Source organism: Enterobacter sp. BNK-16, from assembly GCF_048684955.1.
GTDB classification, from domain to species: Bacteria; Pseudomonadota; Gammaproteobacteria; order Enterobacterales; family Enterobacteriaceae; genus Enterobacter; species Enterobacter bugandensis.
This window is the reverse complement of the sequence record NZ_JBLQTQ010000001.1, coordinates 402315-425690: the sequence shown is the minus strand read 5'-3', so window position 1 is coordinate 425690 and position 23376 is coordinate 402315. Positions and strand designations below refer to the sequence as shown.

At 56.7% G+C, this 23376-nt stretch carries 21 protein-coding genes and 1 riboswitch; of the genes, 11 read left to right on the top strand and 10 right to left on the bottom strand.

Translation table 11 applies throughout. The features are described from left to right. Positions 1 to 28: 28 nt before the first annotated feature. The gene (hldE, locus tag ACMGGH_RS02030) at positions 29 to 1459 is read left to right on the top strand and encodes a bifunctional D-glycero-beta-D-manno-heptose-7-phosphate kinase/D-glycero-beta-D-manno-heptose 1-phosphate adenylyltransferase HldE (protein WP_003862540.1); all 1431 of its coding nucleotides are present in this window, start codon (positions 29 to 31) and stop codon (positions 1457 to 1459) included. A gap of 64 nt (positions 1460 to 1523) precedes the next feature. Here the strand turns inward: hldE and ubiK are convergent, their stop codons facing one another. After that, a complete protein-coding gene (gene ubiK / locus ACMGGH_RS02025; protein ID WP_028014454.1) occupies positions 1524 to 1820 on the bottom strand; it encodes a ubiquinone biosynthesis accessory factor UbiK in 297 nt (98 codons plus the stop codon). A 121-nt stretch (positions 1821 to 1941) separates the two neighbouring features. Next, a riboswitch (FMN riboswitch) is annotated at positions 1942 to 2092 on the top strand. 107 nt (positions 2093 to 2199) lie between these two features. Here ubiK and ribB point away from each other — a divergent pair. Beyond that, positions 2200 to 2853: a 3,4-dihydroxy-2-butanone-4-phosphate synthase gene (gene ribB / locus ACMGGH_RS02020; protein WP_028014453.1), complete on the top strand. Its 654-nt coding sequence runs from the start codon at positions 2200 to 2202 to the stop codon at positions 2851 to 2853. Between the two features lie 44 nt (positions 2854 to 2897). Here the strand turns inward: ribB and ACMGGH_RS02015 are convergent, their stop codons facing one another. The 5 genes from ACMGGH_RS02015 to zupT all read right to left on the bottom strand — a co-directional run bounded on the left by ACMGGH_RS02015 (position 2898) and on the right by zupT (position 8893). Next, positions 2898 to 3959: a fimbrial protein gene (locus ACMGGH_RS02015; protein WP_028014452.1), complete on the bottom strand. Its 1062-nt coding sequence runs from the start codon at positions 3957 to 3959 to the stop codon at positions 2898 to 2900. Then, positions 3943 to 4704 carry a molecular chaperone gene (locus ACMGGH_RS02010; protein ID WP_048959459.1) on the bottom strand — a complete coding sequence of 254 codons (762 nt, stop codon included), beginning with the start codon at positions 4702 to 4704 and terminating at the stop codon, positions 3943 to 3945. The genes ACMGGH_RS02015 and ACMGGH_RS02010 overlap by 17 nt, the downstream gene beginning before the upstream one ends. A gap of 9 nt (positions 4705 to 4713) precedes the next feature. Next, entirely contained in the window at positions 4714 to 7152 is a 2439-nt protein-coding gene (locus tag ACMGGH_RS02005) for a fimbria/pilus outer membrane usher protein (protein ID WP_232948996.1), read from the bottom strand. Between the two features lie 73 nt (positions 7153 to 7225). After that, positions 7226 to 7786, bottom strand: coding sequence for a fimbrial protein (locus tag ACMGGH_RS02000; protein WP_045261131.1), 561 nt, complete (start codon positions 7784 to 7786; stop codon positions 7226 to 7228). 333 nt (positions 7787 to 8119) lie between these two features. Beyond that, positions 8120 to 8893 (bottom strand): zinc transporter ZupT, encoded by a 774-nt coding sequence (zupT, locus tag ACMGGH_RS01995; RefSeq protein WP_028014448.1) that lies wholly within the window; start codon positions 8891 to 8893, stop codon positions 8120 to 8122. 130 nt (positions 8894 to 9023) lie between these two features. Between zupT and ygiD the strand changes: the two genes are divergently transcribed. Beyond that, positions 9024 to 9812, top strand: coding sequence for a 4,5-DOPA dioxygenase extradiol (gene ygiD / locus ACMGGH_RS01990; protein WP_232948970.1), 789 nt, complete (start codon positions 9024 to 9026; stop codon positions 9810 to 9812). 38 nt (positions 9813 to 9850) lie between these two features. On the opposite strand, the gene ACMGGH_RS01985 is transcribed toward ygiD, so the two are convergent. The 3 genes from ACMGGH_RS01985 to tolC all read right to left on the bottom strand — a co-directional run bounded on the left by ACMGGH_RS01985 (position 9851) and on the right by tolC (position 13319). Further along, entirely contained in the window at positions 9851 to 11011 is a 1161-nt protein-coding gene (locus tag ACMGGH_RS01985; protein WP_045261129.1) for a glutathionylspermidine synthase family protein, read from the bottom strand. Between the two features lie 2 nt (positions 11012 to 11013). After that, positions 11014 to 11679, bottom strand: coding sequence for a DUF1190 family protein (locus ACMGGH_RS01980; protein ID WP_049000611.1), 666 nt, complete (start codon positions 11677 to 11679; stop codon positions 11014 to 11016). A 161-nt stretch (positions 11680 to 11840) separates the two neighbouring features. Further along, a complete protein-coding gene (gene tolC / locus ACMGGH_RS01975) occupies positions 11841 to 13319 on the bottom strand; it encodes an outer membrane channel protein TolC (RefSeq protein ID WP_028014444.1) in 1479 nt (492 codons plus the stop codon). Between the two features lie 204 nt (positions 13320 to 13523). Between tolC and nudF the strand changes: the two genes are divergently transcribed. From nudF to parE, 5 genes are read left to right on the top strand one after another with little or no spacing between them, the layout of a single operon-like run. Next, complete coding sequence (gene nudF, locus ACMGGH_RS01970; protein WP_028014443.1) at positions 13524 to 14156, top strand: ADP-ribose diphosphatase; 633 nt, start codon at positions 13524 to 13526, stop codon at positions 14154 to 14156. Beyond that, complete coding sequence (locus ACMGGH_RS01965; RefSeq protein ID WP_003862516.1) at positions 14153 to 14575, top strand: DUF1249 family protein; 423 nt, start codon at positions 14153 to 14155, stop codon at positions 14573 to 14575. The genes nudF and ACMGGH_RS01965 overlap by 4 nt, the downstream gene beginning before the upstream one ends. 27 nt (positions 14576 to 14602) lie before the next feature. Then, a complete protein-coding gene (gene cpdA, locus ACMGGH_RS01960; RefSeq protein ID WP_028014441.1) occupies positions 14603 to 15430 on the top strand; it encodes a 3',5'-cyclic-AMP phosphodiesterase in 828 nt (275 codons plus the stop codon). Further along, on the top strand, positions 15430 to 16011 hold the full coding sequence (gene yqiA / locus ACMGGH_RS01955) for an esterase YqiA (protein ID WP_041908103.1): 582 nt from the start codon (positions 15430 to 15432) through the stop codon (positions 16009 to 16011). The genes cpdA and yqiA overlap by 1 nt, the downstream gene beginning before the upstream one ends. Positions 16012 to 16039: 28 nt before the next feature. Continuing rightward, on the top strand, positions 16040 to 17932 hold the full coding sequence (parE, locus tag ACMGGH_RS01950; protein WP_028014439.1) for a DNA topoisomerase IV subunit B: 1893 nt from the start codon (positions 16040 to 16042) through the stop codon (positions 17930 to 17932). Between the two features lie 83 nt (positions 17933 to 18015). On the opposite strand, the gene ACMGGH_RS01945 is transcribed toward parE, so the two are convergent. Next, positions 18016 to 20154 carry a TonB-dependent siderophore receptor gene (locus ACMGGH_RS01945; protein WP_232948969.1) on the bottom strand — a complete coding sequence of 713 codons (2139 nt, stop codon included), beginning with the start codon at positions 20152 to 20154 and terminating at the stop codon, positions 18016 to 18018. A gap of 384 nt (positions 20155 to 20538) precedes the next feature. On the opposite strand from ACMGGH_RS01945, the gene ACMGGH_RS01940 reads away from it, so the two are divergent. The 3 genes from ACMGGH_RS01940 to ACMGGH_RS01930 are packed head-to-tail and all read left to right on the top strand — an operon-like array spanning position 20539 to position 23368. Next, the gene (locus ACMGGH_RS01940) at positions 20539 to 21351 is read left to right on the top strand and encodes an ABC transporter ATP-binding protein (protein WP_028014437.1); all 813 of its coding nucleotides are present in this window, start codon (positions 20539 to 20541) and stop codon (positions 21349 to 21351) included. Further along, positions 21348 to 22331 (top strand): FecCD family ABC transporter permease, encoded by a 984-nt coding sequence (locus tag ACMGGH_RS01935; protein ID WP_232948968.1) that lies wholly within the window; start codon positions 21348 to 21350, stop codon positions 22329 to 22331. The genes ACMGGH_RS01940 and ACMGGH_RS01935 overlap by 4 nt, the downstream gene beginning before the upstream one ends. Continuing rightward, positions 22328 to 23368: a FecCD family ABC transporter permease gene (locus tag ACMGGH_RS01930; RefSeq protein ID WP_136343784.1), complete on the top strand. Its 1041-nt coding sequence runs from the start codon at positions 22328 to 22330 to the stop codon at positions 23366 to 23368. The genes ACMGGH_RS01935 and ACMGGH_RS01930 overlap by 4 nt, the downstream gene beginning before the upstream one ends. Positions 23369 to 23376: the final 8 nt, after the last annotated feature.

Genomic DNA, 23376 nt, shown 5'->3' with positions numbered 1-23376 from the left:
CAAATTGTGAATCTTTCTGGAGTCAGGAATGAAAGTAACACTGCCAGAGTTTGAACGTGCTGGAGTAATGGTTGTCGGGGATGTGATGCTGGATCGCTACTGGTATGGGCCGACCAGCCGCATCTCTCCTGAAGCGCCGGTACCGGTGGTTAAGGTCGACACCATTGAAGAGCGTCCCGGCGGCGCGGCAAACGTGGCGATGAACATAGCCTCGCTGGGCGCGCATTCGCGTCTGGTGGGCCTGACCGGCATTGACGATGCGGCGCGTGCGCTGAGCAAGTCGCTGGCGGACGTGAACGTGAAGTGCGACTTCGTTTCTGTTCCGACACACCCAACCATCACCAAGCTGCGCGTGCTGTCGCGTAACCAGCAGCTGATCCGCCTCGATTTTGAAGAAGGGTTCGAAGGCGTTGATCCCGAGCCGCTGCACGAGCGCATTAACCAGGCGCTGGGCAACATCGGCGCGCTGGTGCTGTCTGACTACGCCAAAGGCGCGCTGGCGAGCGTGCAAACGATGATTCAGCTGGCGCGTAAAGCCAGCGTGCCGGTGCTGATCGATCCGAAAGGTACTGACTTTGAGCGCTATCGCGGCGCAACCCTGCTGACGCCAAACCTCTCCGAGTTTGAAGCGGTGGCGGGCAAGTGCAAAACGGAAGAAGAGCTGGTTGAGCGCGGCATGAAAATCATCGCTGATTTCGAGCTGTCCGCGCTGCTGGTCACCCGTTCCGAGCAGGGGATGACGCTGCTGCAGCCGGGCAAGGCGCCGCTGCATATGCCAACCCAGGCGCAGGAAGTGTACGACGTGACCGGTGCCGGTGATACGGTGATCGGCGTGCTGGCGGCGACGCTGGCCGCGGGTAACTCTCTGGAAGAGGCGTGCTACTTCGCAAACGCCGCGGCGGGCGTGGTCGTCGGTAAATTGGGTACTTCAACCGTTTCGCCCATCGAGCTGGAAAACGCGGTGCGCGGGCGTGCTGATACCGGTTTTGGCGTCATGACCGAAGACGAGCTGAAGGTGGCCGTTGCCGCCGCGCGCAAGCGCGGTGAAAAAGTGGTGATGACCAACGGCGTGTTTGACATCCTGCACGCGGGCCACGTGTCGTATCTGGCGAATGCGCGCAAGCTGGGCGATCGCCTCATTGTGGCAGTGAACAGCGATGCGTCGACCAAACGCCTGAAGGGCGAAACGCGCCCGGTGAACCCGCTCGAGCAACGTATGATTGTGCTTGGCGCGCTGGAAGCGGTGGACTGGGTGGTGTCGTTTGAAGAAGATACCCCGCAGCGCCTGATTGCCGGGATCCTGCCAGACCTGCTGGTGAAGGGCGGCGATTACAAGCCAGAGCAAATCGCAGGCAGCGAAGAGGTCTGGGCCAACGGCGGTGAGGTGATGGTGCTCAATTTTGAGGACGGGTGTTCAACCACCAACATCATCAAGAAGATCCAGAAAGACAGTCAGTAAAAAACGGGCCAGTTGGCCCGTTTTTTTTCACCCTCTCCCTGTGGGAGAGGGCATCAGGCCGCACTTACTCCTGATCGTCCACCGGCGGAATGGCCGGTGCTGGCTTCACTTCTTCCGGCGCATTGCGGTTTTCCAGCTCGCTCAGACGCTGTTCCAGCAGCGCCAGCTTCTCGCGGGTGCGCAGCAAGACCTGGGTCTGCACGTCAAACTCTTCGCGGCTGACTAAATCAAGGCGAACCAACTGCGCCTGCAGCGTCTGGCGGATTTTCTTCTCAACGTCATCACCAAATTCACGAATGCCCTTTGGCATGGACTCATGAACCTGACGCGCGATCTGCTCAATTTTTTTCGGGTCAATCATAATGGCTTCCCTTGATAAGTCGGTGTTGATGAACATTGTAGCGCGTCATGACCCAGGATAAAGCAGATTTGTTTGAAGCTTATGCATTGCCCAGGTTAATCAATAGCGTTATAGTTATCTCGCTTATTCTCAGGGCGGGGCGAAATTCCCCACCGGCGGTAAATCAGCTTAGCGCTGAAAGCCCGCGAGCGCTTTGGGTGAATTCTCAAAGGTCAGCAGATCCGGTGTAATTCCGGGGCCGACGGTTAGAGTCCGGATGGGAGAGAGTAACGATCCAGTCGGGCATGGGCCCGCTCACGTTATCTTTTTGCCGCTTATACGGCGCTCCTAAGACTGCCCTGATTCTGGTAACCATAATGTTAATGAGGTTTTTTTTACCATGAATCAGACGCTACTTTCCTCTTTTGGCACTTCAACTCAACGTGTTGAACATGCACTGGATGCACTGCGCGAAGGCCGCGGTGTGATGGTGCTTGACGATGAAAACCGTGAAAACGAAGGCGACATGATTTTCGCCGCCGAAAACATGACCGTTGAACAGATGGCGCTGACCATCCGTCACGGCAGCGGCATCGTATGCCTGTGTATTACCGAAGATCGTCGTAAGCAGCTTGATCTGCCGATGATGGTTGAGAACAACACCAGCGCCTTTGGTACCGGCTTTACCGTGACCATCGAAGCGGCGCATGGCGTAACCACCGGTGTGTCTGCGGCTGACCGTCTGACCACCGTGCGTGCCGCCATTGCTGACGATGCGAAACCCTCCGATCTGCACCGTCCGGGCCACGTCTTCCCGCTGCGCGCACAGGCGGGCGGCGTGCTGACCCGTGGTGGTCACACCGAAGCGACGATCGACCTGGTGACACTGGCGGGCTTTAAGCCTGCGGGCGTGCTGTGTGAACTGACCAACGATGACGGCACCATGGCCCGCGCGCCAGAGTGCATCACCTTTGCGCGTCTGCACAACATGCCGGTTGTCACAATTGAAGATCTGGTAGAATACCGCCAGGCGCACGAGCGCAAGGCCAGCTGAGACCGCTGATGTGAAAAAGCCGGGGAAACCCGGCTTTTTTGTCGCTAGTGGTAGTTAATTTTAAACAGCACCACGGTTTCAAACGGTCCGGACTGGATCGCTTTTCCCTCATCCCACGACAGCTCTGCCGTGTACTTTTGCTCATACTGCAACGTACTCCCGGTGAAGTCGGCATACTCCTGATAGTGGTTGAAGGTAAACGGATCCGTTCCGTTCAGAATACGCAGTTTTAGCCCGTTGCCAATCAATAGCGCCGTATCGTCAGCGCTGAGTTTTTCGTTCGTGTAGAATGACGAATCCATTTTGAATCCATCAGAGCACTGCGCGTCCTGCACCTTGGTGGTTTTGACCGTAAATTCACGAACGCGCGTTTTCTGGTTCACAATGTCGCGAGCGCTGAAGGTGCCAAAATCGATCTCCTGGTTTTCAGGGTAGATGCTGAAGGTTGCCCCGCAGTCCAGAACGGTAATGTTTTGCAAGCCGTTGATGTGATACTTCAGGTTTTTCGCGTCGGCCATCTGGTTGACCCCGCCTTTACCGTCAAACTGCACCACGATGTAATCGCCGAGCGAACTCACGTAGCCGTGAGGCGGAATCGCCTTAATTTTTACAAACAGGCGAAAGCGGGCAATAAACGTGCGTGTCGTATGGACGTCATCCGGGTTACCGGAGCAGATCAGGTTTTCCCAGCCCATCTGCCGGATCTGAGCCGGGGTATAGATGAGGATGTTCTTGTTATCGAGACACTGGCGGGTATCCACGCCATTCGGCTGGCCCGTGGCATCGTAGTCCACACCTTCGTAGGTTACGCCAAGCTCATAGTAAGGGTCCGTTGCGGCCGGGTAAGGGTTGACCCAGGCGTAAACGTCTTCCGGCTGAAAGCCGCTGGTGACGTTGTGATCGCAGGTAACCGGGATTTTAATGTCATCTGATTCCCAGATTTTCTGCCCCACCTGCGCGTTGCTGGGGATAGCAAAGGGCGAGATGGTTTTTGTCTCTTCAACCGGCCCGCCTGAAGCACCAAGATAGCAGTCCAGCGCCAGCGCTTCTCTTACGGGCAGAGCGGATATCAGCAGCAGGAACAGCAGATTAGCGAGCTTGCGCATCTTTATCGACCTTATGCTCGCTGAGCGTACATTTCGCCGTACCTGAACATTGCGCGTCGACCTTTTTCAGCGCACCGTAATCATCGATGTAGCCAATGCTGTAGTAGTTGCCGTGATAGTCACCGGTAGAGGTTGTCGCCGTCGCAAACGGGGCGATCATCAGGCTGTCAAAACCGGGCAGCATGGTTTTCGCATTTTTGCTCAGCCACGCCAGCGTGATGTAATAAGGCGTAGGGTTATGCACGGTGAGCCCTTTCGCGTTTGCGGTGACTTCCATACGCATTTCTGCCTGATCGCCTGCCTTTTTGGCGATCGCTTTGGGACGCCAGAACAGTTTGATCCTGCTCTGCATCGCGACCTGCATTACGCTGCGTTCCTCGCTCGCGCTGGAACTTTTCGGCGGCACCTCGCGCAGGTTGAAATAAAACAGTGATTCCCGGTCTTTCGGCAACCGGGCGGTCGCGGCCTGCTTCACAATCCGGACCTGAGACGAGGCGCCCGCTTCAAGACGTTGGATCGGCGGAAGCGCCATAAAATGGCTGTCCTCCTTGCGTCCGTTTTCATCTTCTATCCAGGAGAGCGCCAGATAAGGCAACGTTTTGCTCTGATTATCAATCTTGAGGCTGCTGGCCTTATCGCTTTCCGGAAACACAATGCGGGTGCGGTCCAGGTTAACGGCGGCGTGGGTGGTAAATGCGGTGCCGATTAACATCAGGCACAGGCTAGTGAATGAGGTCAGTTTCATCATGGTTTCTTACTGGCATGGCAGTATCAACTGCATACTGTTTTCAAGGTGTGAAGGCAGCGAGAAGCGACACTGCTGATTGTCACCCCACGTTACCCGGAATTGTTGTTCAGGCTCGACTGCTCCCAGCCAGACGTGGCCTTCGTCGGCGACCATGCCGATTTGCTGGTCACTTTCCAGCAGGTGAACAATCGCGCCCAGCGGCGGAGTGCCGGCTGGCGTACGGATAATGCCGGCAATATCGTTGCCAGCGCGCGTGGCAATCTGGCGGTAGCCAATCGCCCCCTCGGTCCAGGTGGTGGTCGTGATGCGGTTGTCCACATCGACGCCGTCAGGCAGGTTATCCAGATTGACCTGTACGCTGGCGGGAGAGTAACTGGAAACCGACGGTAAAACGCCGATACCAAAGCGGTTGGTTTCATCCCGCGACATGTTCAGCGGAATGTTGCCGACGCCGTCGGTGCTGACCATCACGCGCGGTTCGTTACCGTAGCTGCGACGGTGCAGCGCCGCGCCTTTGGCCGTTGAGGTAAACGAGCCATTCCAGCTGGCGCTCAGGGAGTTATATTCATCAGCTTTATAACTTCCGGAGATATTCAGATCGCCAAACGGTGAATAATGCTGATAGTTACCGCTCATCTGTGCGCCCGCGTCCGCGTGTTCACTCTCCGTCCCCGCGGAGACGCCCCAGGTATTATTGCGATCGGACGTGTCGTACCAGGAGACATTTTGGCTCAGGCTATCGCTGTTGTGCAGATCGTAGCTGAGACGATGATCCGGATCGATCGGTACGCTCAGGGAAAGATAAAACTGCGTATCGTCGTCTTCATCTTCGTAATGCGTTTTGCTCCAGGAGAGGGTGACGCCGAGGTTTTTCCAGCGTCCCAGATCAAAGTTATAGCCTACGGTAATGCTTCCCGTCGTGGACGGGGCTTCATTCCACCAGGTCTGACGCAGTACGTTGACGTAGAGGTTGAGCGATAACGGGCTGATGTACTGGCTGGCCGTTACGCTCAACGTCTGCTTTTCTGTCTGACGATCGTTGTCGTCATAATCAAGGAAGCGGGCATAGCTCAGGAACTTCCGATCGGAGTAGCGGTAGCTGGCAAGCGTAAGCTGGCTGCCGGTGGTATCGAAACGCTTACTGTAGTTAAAACGATAGCTGTAACCCGTCTGGCTATCCTGGAAGGGGAGCTGGCTGGTGGCCTGCGTGACGTCAAAAGAGAGGGCACCCAGATGCGCCATATTTTGCCCGATCCCGGCGGCAACGGAACGGTAATGATCCCCGTCGGCAAGCGTCCCGCCATAGAGCGAGGTGTTTGACAGCATTCCCCATGAGAATTCACCGCTCATAAAACCGGTGTCTTCGACGTCATGAGAGGCGTCTTTACGCGCTTTACCCGCCGCCAGCTTGTAGCGAACCTGCCCTTTACGCGTTAAAAAAGGCACCGATTCCGCCGAGACCTGGAAGGTGCTGACGCGCCCGTCTTCCTCCGTCACTTTTACGTCCAGCGTTCCCTGAACGGACTGGTTAAGATCCTGAATAACAAAGGGGCCAGGTGGGACTTTGCTTTGATAAATTACGCGATCGGCCAGGCTGACGGTGACGGTCGCGTTGGTTTGCGCGATACCGGTAATTTGTGGCGCATAGCCACGCAGCGACCAGGGGAGCATGCGCTCATCGCTGATCAGGGAGGCGCCGGTATAGGTAAAAGCGTCAAAGATTGAGGACTGGAAGTCCGTTTCACCCAGCGTCAGCTTAGCACCAAGCGAAGGAAGAGGGCGGAACATGTAGACGCGCGAAAAGCGTCCGTCATGATCCGAACCTGCATCGGTATGCGTTTGGCTGTACTGATAATCACTGCGCAGGCGCCATGCGCCCATATTCGCGCCCGCCGTGCCATAGGTGTTGGCGTTGTTGGTGCTGCTGCCGTCGCTGGGCTGATAGTGGCTGGCGAACAGGTTGTAATCCAGAATCACGCCCGGTACGTCATTGTCCCACGTTGCGGGTGGCATCCAGTCGGCGGCGCGGTACTGCAACCATGCCTGGGGTACGGTGACCTTCAGCGTCTGGGTCGCTTGTTCAAAATTAAAGGTAATATCCGGTCTGGAGGAAAAGTCGACGCATCCCTCTTTTTCGGGTAAGGCGTCGCGGACTTCCTCTTTCAGGGCAAACGTATCCGCCAGCTCAGGAGGAATACACACCTGTACCGTGTTATTTACCTCTTTCCAGCTAAGCTGCCAGCCGTTAGCCAGCGGTGTGTCGTTAATAGATACGGTAACAAAATAGCTGCCAGGGGTAACCGCTATTTCATTTTTAAAAAGGGAGAGGTCAACGCTGCCCCGCTGGTCTTTATCAATGGCATTGATATTAAACTCGGTGGCAGAGGCAATCTTCGTCATTAACAGGGACGCAATGATGATTTTAGATTGTAATTTATATGTCATCATCCTGTTACCAAAATAATATCACATACCGGCTGGCAAATAATGCCAGCCGGTTTTATCGTGATGCATTGCCTTATTTGTACATCAGCACATAGTTGGCAGTCGCTTCAACCTGACCCGCTGTGGCAGTTTTACCCTGAGCAACTTCCATTAATGCTTTGAAGTGCAGAGTCTGAGTGGTGGAACCCGCCAGCAGATCGACCGTTTGAGCCGAACCCAGGGTGATGTTGGCTTCGTTGTTGTCCAGCAGACGAACACCGACGTTCTGAGCACCGCTTGCATAGGTGTTGCTCATCAGGCTGGTGTCAGTAGCGTCAGTTGCTGCGCTGGTGAAGGTCACGTCAACTTTGGTTACTGGCGTATCCGTTTCGTCCGCCGGATCGTCAAGCTGGCAGTTCTCCAGATTGATATCAACCGGAACAGCGGTAGACTTTTTGTTGGCATTGATAACGGCAGTGGTGACTTCACCCAGGTCCACTTCTTTATCAACGCTGTCTGGTGCAATGCTGCACGGTGCATCAATGACCACGCCTTTGAATTTGATTTTGCCGGAACCCTGGTCATCAGCAAAAGCAGAACCCGAAACGATGGCAGCCATCGCAACCGCTAACAGTACTTTTTTACCCATATACATGAAAATATCCTTTTTCAATTGAATTCATAATCTGAATATTAATTTTCAGAATGCTCGCAAAGTATAACGGGTTGAGGGGGGCTTTTACGATTAATGAGGCTTAAAGATATTTTTAGAGGAGGTTAATATATAATTTATTACTATCGTAACCGGTTAATATTTCATGCAGCAGCGGTTTTTTAAGCGCAATTTAATCGGGAAATATTGCGCTTAAAAATATCCATAAAAACTCTTGATTTTCCAATTGTAAATACAGAGCCGCAGACAGTGTAAAATGCAACGGCTGCGCTGGGGCGCATCAAAGAATTGCCCTCATCGATGAGGGCATCCGTGTCAGCCTATACCTGCCGTTTGCAGCAGAACCAGGCTTAGCCCCATCACCGACATGCCGCACAGCACGCCATAGCTGGGATTATTGTTAGGATCGATCTCTTTCGCCAGTGGCATCAGCTCATCTACGGAGAGCGCAACCATAATCCCGGCCACGGCAGCCATAATCGCCGCCATCACGACAGGGGAGACGAGGCTTCCAAGGATCAGCCACGCCAGCACGCCGCCGAGAATTTCGGCCATCCCGGAAATCCCCGCCCAGAAGACGGCAGTACGTTTTGAACCCGTTGCGGCATAAACCGGCCCGGCCACGGCAAGTCCTTCAGGAATATTGTGTAAGGCTACCGCCAGCGCGACACCAAATCCCATTTCCAGATTGCTGCTGGCCGTGACATACGTGGCGACACCTTCCGGGAAGTTGTGCAGGCTGATACCCAGCGTCAGCAGGATCGCCGTGCGCTTGATGTTGCCGGGGATTGGAGTAACGCTTTTTTGCATCAAATCCTGAGGGTGGGCGTGGGGCAGCATACGGTCGAGCGCAAAATAGCCCAGCAGGCCGACGATGAACATGCCGTAGCCCAGAACCGGAGACATGCCCTCGGTGTGAAGTGCTGCTGGCAGCATCTCCATCAGCGAGATAAGCAGCATGATGCCAGCGGCGAAGCCCAGCGAGAACGCCAGAAGACGATTAGACGGTTTTTGCCCGAGCACGCCGAGGAACGCACCGATAAAGGTCGCGGCACCCGCAAGCACGGTCAAAATTAAGGGTACTGACATGCACTCTCCTTAAGCGATATCTTACGTTCAAATTTCCTGATGATGATCTTCACGGTTATCTGCGTTTATCTTCACCTGAATGCGCGTAATGTAGAACCATCAAATTGACACCTTCTCTAAGGATACCACCATGTCTTCTTCTCGTATGCCTGCACTGTTTTTAGGCCACGGCAGCCCAATGAACGTTATGGAAGACAACGTTTATACCCGCGCCTGGCGTCATCTGGGGGAGACATTGCCGCGTCCGAAGGCGATTGTGGTGGTGTCTGCGCACTGGTTTACCCGTGGTACCGGCGTAACGGCCATGGAAGCGCCTAAAACCATTCATGATTTCGGCGGCTTCCCGCAGGCGCTGTATGATACGCATTATCCGGCTCCCGGCTCGCCTGCGCTGGCACAGCGGCTGGTAGAGTTGCTCGCACCTGTTCCAGTGGCGCTGGATAAAGAAGCCTGGGGCTTTGACCACGGCTCGTGGGGCGTACTGATTAAGATGTACCCTGATGCAGATATTCCGATGGTGCAGTTAAGCATCGACAGCACTAAACCGGCGGCCTGGCATCTGGAAATGGGCCGCAAACTGGCGACCCTGCGTGATGAGGGCATCATGCTGGTGGCAAGCGGCAACGTGGTGCATAACCTGCGTACGGCGCGCTGGCACGGTGAGAACACGCCATACCCGTGGGCGAGCGCTTTTAACGCCTACGTCAAAGCGAACCTGACCTGGCAAGGCCCGGTTGAGAAGCATCCGTTAGTGAACTATCTGGATCACGAAGGCGGTTCGCTCTCTAACCCGACGCCGGAACACTTCCTGCCGCTGCTGTATGTGTTAGGTGCATGGGACGGTCAGGAGCCGGTTACCATTCCGGTTGACGGCATTGAAATGGGCAGTTTGAGTATGCTGTCGGTGCAGGTGGGGTAAAAAACATGCCCGGTAAGCGTAGCGCCACCGGGCAAGTTTTATTCAACAAAAATATGCGGATAGAACCGTGACAGATCCTGCGTAATCAACGCGCGATCTTCGCGGATGCCGATCCCGGCAGGTTGATCGTTAATAAGCCAGCTGCCGATCAGCGTATAGCTGTCGCCAAATTTCGGCAGTTGATAAAACTCCTGGACGATCATCCCTTCTTCACCGTATGGACCTTCAACCGCTTCCAGCGTTTTACCGTTTTCGATAATGGAGACGTTCGCGCCTTCGCGGGAAAAGATAGGCTTAACGACGTATTTCTCCATCGGTGGGAACTCATCTTCGGCAAAGTAAGCTGGCAACAGGTTAGGGTGGTTCGGGAACATCTCCCACAGCATCGGCAGCAGGGCTTTATTGGAGATAATGCTCTTCCACGCCGGTTCCAGCCAGCGCACGCCCGCGTCTTCCAGCTTGGTGGAGAACATTTCACGCAGCATGTATTCCCACGGATAGAGCTTGAACAGGTTGCTGATCACCTGATCCTGCATATCCGTAAACTGACCTTTTTCCCCCAGGCCAATATCTTCGATATAGAGGAATTCAGTCGCCACTTCCGCTTCGGCTGCGCAGTCCTGCAGATACTGTACCGTGCCCCTGTCTTCTTCCGTGTCGCGACAGCAGGCAAGATGCAGCAGATTGAAGCCAAACTGCTCCCGCAGTTCGGCGAAACGCTCAATCAGCTTTTCCTGCAGGCTGTTGAACTGGTCGCTACCTTCCGGCAGGTTTCCGGCGTTCATCTGATCTTCCAGCCAAATCCACTGGAAGAATGCCGCTTCGTAAAGAGAGGTCGGCGTATCCGCGTTGTTTTCTAAAAGCTTCGGCTCACCCACGCCGTCCCACGCTAGATCGAGGCGAGAGTAAAGCGAAGGCTGATTCGTTTTCCACGACTGACGAACGAAACTCCAGGTGTGCTTCGGAATACGGAATTTAGTCATCAGCTCGTCGCTGTTGATGACTTTATCCACCACCTTCAGGCACATCTGGTGCAGCTCGGCCGTCACCTCTTCCAGTTTTTCCACCTGGTCGAGCGTCAGTTTGTAGTAAGCATCTTCACACCAGTACGGCTCGCCGTACATGGTGTGGAAGTTAAAACCGTATTCAGTGGCTTTTTCGCGCCAGTCCGGGCGCTCGGTAATACCGACTCGTTCCATGATCAGCCGCCCATTGAGCGAGTGGAAGTGCCTGTTGCACTACGCTGCATGCTGGTCTGTTTCGCCACAGACTCACCGAACCCACCGCGGGTGATGGTGCTGGTGGTCGCAGGCTTCGGCGCCATCGCGGTTTTCGGGACGGTCACGGTGCGGCCCGGGGTCGCTGCGCCATAGCCTTTGCCGCTGGCATCGGTATATTGACCATAAGCCGGGCTGGCCGGGTTTTTCGAGCTAAACAGCGGTTGCTGCTGATAGCCCGCACCGCCGCCCATCAGGCGGCCCATCATGTAGCCTGCCATTAATGGCATCCAGAAGCTGCCGCTGGACTGCGCCTGCGCCTGATTTTCCGGCGCAGTACCTGCCTGAGCTGGCGTCTGCTGACACTGTCCTTCACCAAATTCCGCCACGCAGTCTTCGCGCGAGGCGTATTTCGGCGCGGTGCGTTCCGCTTCTTTCAGGGCGTTGGTGTAGGCGGTTTTACATTCTGCTGTCTGGCCGGTTGCGGCGGAGCAGTCGTCCGCGTTTTGATACAGCGAAACCGTTTCGTCGTTTTTCTCACAGCCTGCCAGCATAAAGACCGCGGTTACTGCCAGCGCAACAGGGGTGAGATGACGTGCGTTCCAGCTTTTGCGGAACGACGCGTGATTGATCGTTTTTGTCCGTTTCATGTTTGTCTTCCAGGACCCAGTGGTAATAACGCTCAGGATAGTGGATGAGTGGTTGAAAATGAAGCGAAGAGGGGCGGAATCAGGGGGATCTTTACGTTGGCTTACGTTCGGGTGTGATTCAGCTGCGCCCTCTCCCGGTGAGAGAGGGCGTGATAACACTCTTAGTTACGGAACGGGTTAGAACCGCTGCTTGCAGGTGCCGTGCTACGCGCGGCCGCTGGCTGTGCGGCAGGGGCGCTGCCGTTAGCGTTGAAGTTATCAACGGCGGCAACCTGCTCCGGGTTCTCCGGCGCAACGCTGTCCGGCGAGGTAGAGACCGGTTTGCCCAGCGCGCTGTTCAGCATCTGCAGATCCTGCTCGTTCAGCGTACCGAGCGCCTGCTTGATGTTCAGCTGGTTAATCAGGTACTGGTAACGTGCGCTGGAGAGCTGCTGTTTCGCGTTGTACAGCGTGGTGGTCGCGTCGAGCACGTCAACGATAGTACGTGTACCGACCGAGTAACCCGCTTCCATCGCGTCCAGGGAGCTCTGTGCAGACACAACGGCCTGTTTATAGGCGTTGATGCTACTGATAGACGCGTTCACGTTGTTGAAGGACGAACGCACGGTCTGCACCACGTTGCGGTGCGCGCTTTCCAGCTGCTCGCTCGCGCCAACAAAGTTGTACTGCGCCTGTTTCACCTGAGAGTTTACCTGACCGCCCTGGTACAGCGGCAGAGAGAAGCTCAGGCCCACTTTGTTCTGACCCATATTGCTGTCGTCATACTGGGCAGAATTTGTTTTAGAGCCGCTGTAGGTCGTGTCAGAAACGCCGGTGGACGCGCTCAGGCTCAGGGTTGGCAGATGGCCGTCCTGCGCCTGACGAATTTGCTCGCGGGCCAGGTCCTGGCTCAGACGCGCCTGCAGCAACGTCAGGTTGCGGTTTTCCGCCTCTTTCAGCAGGGCGTTAACGGCCTGCGGCTTATCCGTTTTGAAGCTGTCGACGTTCAGGGAAGCCAGCTCAGGATAGTAATTCCCGGTCACCTGGCGCAGGGATTCCAGCGCGTTGTCGAGGTTGTTACGCGCGGTCACTTCGTTGGCCAGCACGGTGTCGTACTGTGAACGGGCGTTCTGCACGTCGGTGATCGCCACCAGACCCACGTTGAAGCGCTGGGTGGTTTGATCCAACTGGCGGTAGATCGCCTGTTTCTGCGCTTCGGTGTAGGAGAGCGCATCAATGGCGCTCAGCACGTTGAAGTACGCGGTGGCAGTATTCAGGATCAGCGTTTGCTGGTCGGTCTGATAGGTCACATCCTGGATGCCCGCGCTCTTTTCCTGCAGGGTCAGGGCGCGCCATTTGGACATATCAAACAGCGTCTGTGTTAATTGCAGTGAGGCGCTGGTAGCATTGGAGTTAACGCCGTTAGCGTCGCGGAAACCGTTGCTGTAGGTATAATCTGCACCTAAACCTAACTGCGGCAGCAGTGGGCTACGCGCTTCGTTAATCTTTTCAAACGCAGCATCACGATCGGCCGCTGATTTACGTAAATCAGGGTTGCCCAGACGTGCCTGCTGGTAGACCTGTAACAGGTTTTCCGCCTGGCTCATTGCACTGAAGCCCGTCAGGCTCAGGCCGATAAGGATGGGGAGCAATTTCTTCATTTGCATTCCTTGTTGTGAAGCAGTATTAGCGCTGATCTAATTAAAAAATAATTGCCGATTCTAACAGAATCATCCACACCAAAAGGTTGGCGTTACGTGCCATCTGGCGGTAATTTGCACCAATCTACCATATAGCCTTACAAACGGCAGCCAAACAGCCTTGAAATTCATAATTTCATCACCATTGCTACCAGGACTCGACTCATGCAAAAACCAGAAAAGTTGCCCGTGACATTCGCCAAAAACGATGTAGAAATTATTGCACGAGAAACGCTTTATAGCGGTTTTTTTTCGATGGATCTTTACCGTTTCAGGCATCGCCTGTTCAACGGTGAAATGAGCGGCGAAATCAGACGTGAAATTTTTGAGCGCGGGCATGCGGCTGTCTTGCTACCCTTTGACCCAGTGCGTGACGAAGTCGTGCTGGTGGAGCAGATCCGCATTGCCGCGTATGACACCAGTGAAAGCCCGTGGCTGCTGGAGATGGTGGCCGGGATGATCGAAGAAGGCGAGTCGGTCGAGGACGTCGCCCGGCGCGAGGCGCTGGAAGAGGCCGGGCTGGTGGTAGGTCGCACAAAACCGGTGTTGAGCTATCTGGCGAGTCCGGGTGGCACCAGCGAACGCTTATCCATTATGGTGGGCGAAGTGGACGCCACGACCGCAGAAGGCATTCACGGTCTGGCTGATGAAAACGAAGATATTCGGGTTCATGTGGTGAGCCGGGAACAGGCTTATCAGTGGGTAGAAGAGGGGAAAATCGACAACGCAGCGTCTGTCATCGCCCTGCAATGGCTGCAGCTGCATTATCAGACATTACGAAACGAGTGGAAAAAATGAAGCGCTATACGCCTGACTTCCCAGAAATGATGCGCCTGTGCGAAACCAATTTCGCACAATTGCGCCGCCTGCTGCCGAGAAACGACGCACCCGGCGAAACGGTAAGCTATCAGGTGAGCAACGCGCAGTATCGGTTAACGATAACAGAATCAACGCGCTACACTACGCTGGTGGAAATAGAACAAACAGCGCCCAGCATCAGCTACTGGAGCCTGCCGTCAATGACGGTGCGTCTCTATCATGACGCGATGGTCGCTGAAGTGTGTTCAAGTCAGCAGATCTTTCGCTTCAAGGCGCGGTATGATTATCCGAATAAAAAGTTGCATCAACGCGACGAAAAGCATCAAATTAACCAGTTTTTAGCCGACTGGCTAAGATATTGTTTAGCACATGGAGCAATGGCGATTCCGGTTTGTTAGCGTCATAAACCTACCTAAGGACACCATTTGGAAAGCCTGTTGAACCTGACTGTTGCTGGTGGGGCGCCAGTCAGGATATTACAAATCACCGATACCCACCTTTTTGCCGAAAAGCATGAAACTTTGCTGGGGGTTAATACCTGGGAGAGTTATCAGGCGGTACTGAGCGCCATTCACGCTGAACATCGCGACTGCGACCTGATTGTCGCAACGGGCGATCTGGCGCAGGACCAGTCCTCCGCGGCCTACCAGCATTTTGCTGAAGGCATCGCGAGCTTTAGCGTGCCTTGCGTCTGGCTGCCCGGAAACCACGATTTCCAGCCCGCAATGTACAGCTCCCTTCAGGATGCGGGGATTTCTCCGGCGAAGTGCGTATTTGCGGGTGAACAGTGGCAGATCCTGCTGCTGGACAGCCAGGTATTTGGCGTCCCGCACGGTGAATTAAGCGAGTTTCAACTCGACTGGCTGGAGACCAAACTGGCTGCCGAACCTGAACGTCATACGCTGCTTTTGCTCCATCATCATCCGCTGCCGGCAGGCTGCAGCTGGCTGGATCAGCACAGCCTGCGTAACTCCGCGGCGCTGGATAGCGTGCTGGCGAAATACCCGCGCGTGAAACACCTGCTGTGCGGACACATCCATCAGGAACAGGATCTCGACTGGAACGGACGCCGCATGCTGGCGACGCCGTCAACCTGTGTGCAGTTTAAGCCGCACTGCGCCAACTTTACGCTGGATACCATCGCGCCAGGCTGGCGCTGGCTGGAACTGCATGCCGACGGCACGCTGACCACGGAAGTCTGCCGTCTGGCAGGCGCAGAGTTCCGCCCGGATACCGCTTCAGAAGGCTACTGATGTCTACGCTCCTTTATCTGCACGGATTCAACAGCTCGCCGCGCTCCGCAAAAGCGACGCAGTTTCGCCAGTGGCTGAGCGAGCATCACCCCCACGTTGAGATGATTATCCCGCAGCTGCCGCCGTATCCGGCGGAGGCGGCGGAAATGCTCGAATCGATCGTGCTTGAACACGGCGGTGAATCCTTTGGCGTAGTTGGCTCATCGCTGGGCGGGTACTATGCCACCTGGCTCTCACAATGCTTTATGCTGCCCGCCGTTGTGGTTAATCCGGCGGTACGGCCATTTGAGCTGCTGAGGGACTTTCTTGGCGAAAACGAGAACCCCTACACCGGGCAGCAATATGTGCTAGAGTCACGCCATATTTACGATCTCAAAGTTATGCAGGTCGACCCGCTTGAAGCGCCGGATCTCATCTGGCTGCTGCAGCAGACGGGTGATGAAGTGCTGGATTACCGCCAGGCAGTGGCGTATTACGCCTCCTGCCGCCAGACTATAGAAGAGGGCGGAAACCATGCTTTCACGGGCTTTGAGGATCATTTCACCCAGATTGTCGATTTTCTTGGACTGCACAGCCACTGACAATCAATGCGAATTGCTAGTTTAAATCATGACGCAAACCTATAACGCTGATGCCATTGAGGTACTCACCGGGCTTGAGCCGGTTCGCCGCCGCCCGGGGATGTATACCGATACGACGCGCCCGAACCATCTGGGCCAGGAAGTTATTGATAACAGTGTGGACGAAGCGCTGGCGGGCCATGCCAAGCGCGTTGACGTCATCCTGCACGCCGATCAGTCGCTGGAGGTCATCGACGACGGTCGCGGCATGCCGGTGGACATCCACCCGGAAGAGGGCGTGCCTGCCGTTGAGCTGATTCTCTGCCGACTGCACGCGGGCGGTAAGTTCTCCAACAAGAACTATCAGTTCTCCGGTGGTCTGCACGGCGTGGGGATTTCCGTGGTGAACGCCCTGTCCAAACGCGTGGAAGTGAACGTCCGTCGCGACGGTCAGGTGTACAACATCGCGTTTGAAAACGGCGAGAAGGTGCAGGATCTGCAGGTTGTCGGCACGTGCGCTAAACGCAACACCGGCACAAGCGTCCACTTCTGGCCTGACGAAAGCTTCTTCGACAGCCCGCGCTTTTCCGTTTCTCGTCTGACGCACCTGCTGAAAGCCAAAGCGGTACTGTGCCCGGGCGTGGAAATTACCTTTAAAGATCACGTCAACAACACCGAGCAGACCTGGTGCTACGCCGATGGCCTGAACGACTACCTGTGCGAAGCGGTAAACGGCCTGCCGACGCTGCCGGAAAAACCGTTTGTCGGTAACTTTAGCGGTGATACCGAAGCGGTGGACTGGGCGCTGCTGTGGCTGCCGGAAGGCGGCGAGCTGCTGACCGAAAGCTACGTCAACCTGATCCCAACCATGCTCGGCGGTACCCACGTCAACGGCCTGCGTCAGGGACTGCTGGACGCGATGCGTGAGTTCTGCGAATACCGCAACATTCTGCCGCGCGGGGTGAAGCTCTCGGCGGAAGATATCTGGGACCGCTGCGCCTACGTGCTCTCCGTGAAGATGCAGGATCCGCAGTTTGCCGGTCAGACCAAAGAACGTCTGTCATCGCGCCAGTGCGCGGCGTTCGTCTCCGGCGTGGTGAAAGATGCGTTTACCCTGTGGCTGAACCAGAACGTTCAGGCTGCTGAGATGCTGGCTGAAATGGCCATCTCCAGCGCCCAGCGTCGTCTGCGTGCCGCGAAGAAAGTGGTGCGTAAAAAGCTGACCAGCGGCCCTGCGCTGCCGGGCAAGCTGGCGGACTGCACCGCGCAGGATCTCAACCGCACCGAGCTGTTCCTCGTGGAAGGGGATTCGGCGGGTGGGTCGGCCAAACAGGCGCGCGATCGTGAATATCAGGCGATCATGCCACTCAAGGGTAAGATCCTGAACACCTGGGAAGTCTCTTCAGACGAAGTGCTGGCCTCGCAGGAAGTACACGACATCTCCGTTGCGATCGGCATCGATCCCGACAGTGAGGATCTGAGCCAGCTGCGCTACGGCAAGATCTGCATTCTCGCGGATGCGGACTCCGATGGTCTGCACATCGCCACGCTGCTGTGCGCGCTGTTTGTAAAGCACTTCCGCACGCTGGTGAAAAACGGTCACGTCCACGTGGCGCTGCCGCCGCTCTACCGTATCGACCTCGGCAAAGAGGTGTACTACGCGCTGACGGAAGAAGAGAAGGCGGGCGTGCTGGAGCAGCTTAAGCGTAAGAAGGGCAAACCAAATGTGCAGCGCTTTAAAGGGCTGGGCGAAATGAACCCGATGCAGCTGCGCGAAACGACGCTGGATCCGAACACGCGCCGCCTGGTGCAGCTGACGATCAGCGACGAAGACGAACAGCAAACCAACGCCGTGATGGATATGCTCCTCGCCAAGAAACGTTCGGAAGACCGACGTAACTGGCTGCAGGAGAAAGGGGATATGGCGGATATTGAGGCCTGATACCCTCACCCTAACCCTCTCCCACAGGGAGAGGGAATGGATCGTAGGCCCGGTAAGCATTAGCGCCACCGGACTTTTTTACATCAAAACTCCATCTTCACCGTAAACTGCACTTCGCGCGGGTCGCCAATCTGGTTGCCCAGGTTGTTGGTCGCAATCGACGACGTGTAGTAGGTCTTATCAAACAGGTTCTTCACGTTCACCTGCAGCGTCACCGGATACTGCAGCTTCATCTTATACGCCGCAAACGCATCCGCCACGAAATAGCCCGGCAGATAATAATCCGCACCGTTGGTCGCCGAGCGGCGGCTAACGCCGTGCCCGCCGCCGCCGAGCGTCAGGGTATTCCCGGCAAACGCATTATGAATGTCGTACGTCAGGAACAGGGAGCCGGTATGGCGCGGCACGTTCGGCAGCGGTTTACCCGCGTAATCCGCGTCTTCAAGCACCTTCGCGTCGGTATAGCCGTAGCTGGCGATAATATTGGTGTTCTCGGTCAGTGAGCCGGCAAGATCCACCTCCACGCCCTGAGATCGCACGCGGCCCGCGGTTTTGGCAATGGTTTCGCCCCCGATGCTTTCGGTGTACAGCACGTTGCGCTTGTGAATATCAAACAGCGCGATATTGGCGGTTATGCCGTCGAACAGATCGAACTTTGCGCCTACTTCGTACGCGTTTGAGGTTTCCGGCGGCAGGTCGCCAATGTAGCTCGCAATAGACGACTGCGGCATAAACGTCTGCGAATAGTTGGCAAACAGCGAGACTGCTGGCGTCAGTTTGTAAACCAGCCCCAGCTTCGGCGTCCACTGCTCGTCGCGGCTATCGGTATTGACGTTAAACGGACGACCTTTGCCCGCGTACTGGGTGTAATACTGGTAGCGCAGCCCGGCGACGGCAATCCATTTATCCGTCAGGTACAGGGCATCCTGGGCGTAGGCCGAGTAACTCTCCTGCTTGAGCGTCTGGTCGCTGTCAGCGGCGGAGACGGTTGTACACTCGTCGAGTTTGCCGTAAACCGGATTATAGATATTGAAACCTTTGACGTTCTTACAGCGCATCATGTCCGTGCGCAGCAGATCGTAATTTTCATACGACACGCCGGTGAGGATCTCATTATAAAAGCCCGCGATATCCACGTTGCCCTGCAGATCCGCACGGGTGCTGTGCATGCGCTGGGTCGAGCCCTGAGTTGCATCCACCCGGCGGGTCAGGGTGCCGGTTTTTGAATCGTAGGCCATGACGCGGGCCTGGTTGTCGCTGTATTTATCCTGGCTGTAGCTGTAGTCGAACTTCGCGGTCCACTGGCTGTTGAGGCGGTATTCCGCGTTAAGCTGAGCGAGATCGGACTGCCCGTCGGTCACGTTAAACGGCTCGTCAAAGCGGGTTTTGCGATCGACGTCGACGGCCTTTTTAGTGTTGAGATCGAAGATCGTTCCGCGATCGAACGGCGTCTTATAGTCGCGATGCGAATAGAGCACGGTCACGGTGGCATCGTCGCCGAACCAGGTCAGCGAAGGGGCGATAAACGTGCTGCGTTCGTTGCCGAAGTTGCGCCAGTAATCCTCGTCCTGATACTCGCCCGTGAGGCGATACGCCAGGCGCGTGCCCTCAATCGGACCGGTGACATCGACCTGTCCGGTGCCGCCGCCAAAGCTGGAAGAGGTGGCAGAAATCGAGCCACCGAAGATTTTCTCCGGGCGCTTCGTGACGACGTTAATCAGGCCGCCCGGATCGAGAATGCCGTACAGCGTTGAGGCCGGGCCTTTCAGCACCTCCACGCGTTCGGTTGCGGCGTTAAAGCTGCGCGGCAGCACGGTGCGCAGGCCGTTGGTCATGATCGAGCCGTCGCGGTTTGCGCCAAACCCGCGGCGTACGAAGGCATCCTGCGTACCGCCCAGGGTGTTGGTCTGCACCACGTTGCTGACGTTATAGAGCGCTTCATCCAGCGTGGTGGCGTGCTGATCCGCCAGCACCTTATCGCTGACGGTATTCACCACCTGCGGGATATCCAGCATCGGCATGTTGGTCAACGTGGCGGTGGAGGTATTCAGCGGCTGGTAGCCGTTGGTGGCCTCCGCCGTAGCATTTGGATCGGCGGTGACGGTAAGCGTTTCGCCGTCTTTAGCCGTGGTGTCTGCTGCCTGCGACAGCGGCGCCATAAACAGCAGTGAAAAGAGCGCGCGCCCTTTTATCCCAGAGAGTGAAGGTGTGAACGTAGCCATTACAACTGTTATCCCAAAATATCCGTGAAGGTGCTTCACGGAAGAACCTGTGAGTCATTGCCCTTTATGGTCTGCCCGTTAGCCAGAACTGGCATCGAACATGTAATTGAGAATCATTCAATCATGCGGAAATGTAGTAGTAAATGAAAAAAGCTAAAAATCGGCTACATCTCTGAAACGTAACGGAAAAGCACAGGGGGAATCAATTAATCAATTGAAAATTAAGTCTTTATTGTTTTACTGGCCAGTGTAGTAGCACACCGTTACCCCTGTTTTTTTCAGGGTGTTTCTTCCCTTGACTACTACATGGCGCGGCCTCAAACTCTCAAAAGAGAATGATTTTTATTTATATTTGTTTCCCTTTTTTATTACGTTGGCATGCACGTGGCTCACAACACGACAAAACCGGGTCTGGTTCTGGAGAATCTTTCTGCCGGTTATCAGAAAAAAATCATCGTTGATGATATTTCTCTTGCGATCCCCCAGCAGAAAATCACCGTTCTGGTGGGGGCGAACGGCTGCGGAAAATCCACGCTGCTGAGTACCATCGCGCGTTTGCTTCAGCCGCTTGGCGGCGCGGCGGTTCTCGACGGCAAGGCGATCCACGCGCAGCCGACGAAAGCCGTCGCCCGCCAGCTTGGCATCCTGCCGCAGTCTCCGCTGCTGCCGGAAGGGTTAACCGTCTTTGAGCTGGTCTCGCGCGGGCGTTTTCCCTGGCAGAACGTTATGCGCCAGTGGAGCGACGAGGACGAGCAGGCGGTGGAGGAGGCCCTGCGCCTGACCGGCACGGCCGAGTTTGCCCACATGCCCGTCGAAAGCCTGTCCGGCGGCCAGCGTCAGCGCTGCTGGATCGCCATGGCGCTGGCGCAGCAAACGCCCTATATCCTGCTGGATGAACCCACCACGTTCCTCGATCTCCGCTACCAGGTGGAGATCCTCGAACTGCTGCATACGCTGACGCGCGAGCACGGACGTACCGTGGTGGTGGTGCTGCACGATCTCAACTTCGCCGTGAGCTACGGCGATTCGCTGGTCTTTTTACGCCAGGGAAAAGTCGAGGGCGTACTGCATGAAGGGGACGCCTGCACGCCGGAGCTGATTAAAGCGGTGTTTGATGTCGACGTGCATATGTCCATCAATCCGCTGACCGGTAAACCGTTCTTTATGCCGTTTCGCCAGGTCGCAAAACAGCCATGATGCGCACCTCTCTGGCTTTCCTGATGTTCGCCCTGCTGCTTGCAACCGGCGCGATTGCCCATCTGGGGATCGGCGCCCGCTTTATCGCCCCGCAAACGGTGGTGGAGGCCATCCTCCACTTCGATCCGCGCAATTTCGACCATAACATCATCATCAAGCTCAGACTGCTGCGCCTCTGCGCCGCGATGGTGGCGGGGGCCGCGCTCGGTGTGGCGGGCGTGCTGCTGCAATCCACGATCCGCAACCCGCTCGGCGAACCGCATATTCTGGGGCTCAACGCCGGGGCGGCGCTGGCGGTGGTGCTGACGAGCGCGCTGGGGATGACGCTGCCGTTTGGGCGCCCGCTGATTGCCGCCGCCGGAGCCGCGGCGCTGTTTCTGCTGGTGCTCACGTTCTCCTCGTCCGGACGCACCGGGCTTACGCCGATGAAGGTCACGCTGTGCGGCGTGGCGATGTCGGCGTTTGCCTCGTCGATTACCGCCACGGTGCTCATCCTCGATGAACAGACGCTGCTCGCCATGCGCACCTGGCTGGCGGGGGATTTAGCGGGGGTCAGCGGTGAAACGATTGCCGCTGCCCTGTGGGTGGCTGGCGTGGGCTTTGCGCTGGTGCTCTGGCTGTCGCCCTCGCTCAACATGCTGGCGCTGGGCGACAGAATGGCGCAGGGGCTTGGCGTATCGCTGCTGAAAACCCGGCTGCTTGCCCTGATGGCCATCGCGCTGCTCTGCGGTGCGGCGGTCTCCCTCGCCGGGCCGATCGGCTTTATTGGGCTCGTGGTGCCTCAGCTCGTTCGCCGTCTGGTGTCGGTCGATCTGCGCGTGATGGTGCCGCTGTCCGCCCTGTGCGGGGCGCTGGTTCTGCTGCTGGCGGATATCGCTGCCCGCACGCTGTTTTTGCCCTGGGAGCTGGCAACCGGCATCATGACCGCGCTGGTTGGCGCCCCGGTCTTTATCTTCATGGCCTCGAGGATGTTTAAATGAACCGCGCCGGACTGCGTGCGCTACGCGTTGGCGCCTTCTCGGCGCTGGTCCGCCCAAAGGCGCTGGTATGTCTGGTCATCCTGACGCTGGCCGCCTGCCTGCTGACGGGGTTTGGCCTGACGCACGGCTCTCTGCCCATCCCCACTTCCGCCATCGGGCGCGCGCTGTTTTATCCAGAAACCCTGACGTCAGAGACGCGCTACATCGTGATGGATATCCGCCTGCCACGCTTGCTGATGGCGGCGCTGTGCGGTGGGATGCTCGGCATGGCGGGGGCGGCAATGCAGTCCATAACCCGCAATGGCCTGGCCGATCCGGGGCTTATCGGGGTGAAAGAGGGCTGTAGCGCGGCGGTACTGCTGCTGATATTTCAGTTCCCGGCGCTGGGCCTGGCCTGGCGGCCGCTGGTTGGCATGGCCGGGGGGCTGCTCACCGCGCTGCTGGTGGTGGCCCTGGCGCGCGATATCTCACGTCCGCGATTCATCCTGATCGGCATCGGCGTGTCGTGGGTCTTTGCCGCCGCAATGGGCGTCTTTATGACCACGGCGGACGTGCGCGACGTGCAGACGGCGATGCTATGGCTGGCGGGCAGCCTCCACGCGGCAAACTGGACGCTGGTCTGCATTGCCGCTGCCTGGGCGCTTCCGGCGTTTGCGCTGCTGCTGTTTACCGCCCGCGCTGCGGACGTGGCGCTGCTTGGTAACCACACCGCAGCGGGCCTTGGCGTGCGCACAAACCGGCTGGCGCTTCTAAGGGTTCTCGCCCCGGTAGTGCTGACGGCGGCCTGCGTCTCCTGCGTGGGCAGCATTGGTTTTGTCGGGCTGATTGCGCCGCACATGGCGCGCCTGCTGCTCCGCGGCGGGCAAACGGCGCTCCTGACGGGCAGCGCCGTGCTGGGGGCGCTGCTGGTGCTACTGGCGGATAACGTCGGGCGGCTGGCATTCCTCCCGCTGCAGCTGCCGGCGGGAATTGTGATTTCACTGATTGGCGGACCGTTTTTCCTGCTGCTGCTCTGGCAGCGTCGGGACAGATTTTAGGGGATTAA

Excerpts from the sequence above, each read along its gene's own strand:
- hldE (WP_003862540.1), top strand. The coding sequence starts at position 29 with ATGAAAGTAACACTGCCAGAGTTTGAACGTGCTGGAGTAATGGTTGTC.
- ubiK (WP_028014454.1), bottom strand. The coding sequence starts at position 1,820 with ATGATTGACCCGAAAAAAATTGAGCAGATCGCGCGTCAGGTTCATGAG.
- ribB (WP_028014453.1), top strand. The coding sequence starts at position 2,200 with ATGAATCAGACGCTACTTTCCTCTTTTGGCACTTCAACTCAACGTGTT.
- ACMGGH_RS02015 (WP_028014452.1), bottom strand. The coding sequence starts at position 3,959 with ATGCGCAAGCTCGCTAATCTGCTGTTCCTGCTGCTGATATCCGCTCTG.
- ACMGGH_RS02010 (WP_048959459.1), bottom strand. The coding sequence starts at position 4,704 with ATGAAACTGACCTCATTCACTAGCCTGTGCCTGATGTTAATCGGCACC.
- ACMGGH_RS02005 (WP_232948996.1), bottom strand. The coding sequence starts at position 7,152 with ATGACATATAAATTACAATCTAAAATCATCATTGCGTCCCTGTTAATG.
- ACMGGH_RS02000 (WP_045261131.1), bottom strand. The coding sequence starts at position 7,786 with ATGTATATGGGTAAAAAAGTACTGTTAGCGGTTGCGATGGCTGCCATC.
- zupT (WP_028014448.1), bottom strand. The coding sequence starts at position 8,893 with ATGTCAGTACCCTTAATTTTGACCGTGCTTGCGGGTGCCGCGACCTTT.
- ygiD (WP_232948970.1), top strand. The coding sequence starts at position 9,024 with ATGTCTTCTTCTCGTATGCCTGCACTGTTTTTAGGCCACGGCAGCCCA.
- ACMGGH_RS01985 (WP_045261129.1), bottom strand. The coding sequence starts at position 11,011 with ATGGAACGAGTCGGTATTACCGAGCGCCCGGACTGGCGCGAAAAAGCC.
- ACMGGH_RS01980 (WP_049000611.1), bottom strand. The coding sequence starts at position 11,679 with ATGAAACGGACAAAAACGATCAATCACGCGTCGTTCCGCAAAAGCTGG.
- tolC (WP_028014444.1), bottom strand. The coding sequence starts at position 13,319 with ATGAAGAAATTGCTCCCCATCCTTATCGGCCTGAGCCTGACGGGCTTC.
- nudF (WP_028014443.1), top strand. The coding sequence starts at position 13,524 with ATGCAAAAACCAGAAAAGTTGCCCGTGACATTCGCCAAAAACGATGTA.
- ACMGGH_RS01965 (WP_003862516.1), top strand. The coding sequence starts at position 14,153 with ATGAAGCGCTATACGCCTGACTTCCCAGAAATGATGCGCCTGTGCGAA.
- yqiA (WP_041908103.1), top strand. The coding sequence starts at position 15,430 with ATGTCTACGCTCCTTTATCTGCACGGATTCAACAGCTCGCCGCGCTCC.
- parE (WP_028014439.1), top strand. The coding sequence starts at position 16,040 with ATGACGCAAACCTATAACGCTGATGCCATTGAGGTACTCACCGGGCTT.
- ACMGGH_RS01945 (WP_232948969.1), bottom strand. The coding sequence starts at position 20,154 with ATGGCTACGTTCACACCTTCACTCTCTGGGATAAAAGGGCGCGCGCTC.
- ACMGGH_RS01935 (WP_232948968.1), top strand. The coding sequence starts at position 21,348 with ATGATGCGCACCTCTCTGGCTTTCCTGATGTTCGCCCTGCTGCTTGCA.
- ACMGGH_RS01930 (WP_136343784.1), top strand. The coding sequence starts at position 22,328 with ATGAACCGCGCCGGACTGCGTGCGCTACGCGTTGGCGCCTTCTCGGCG.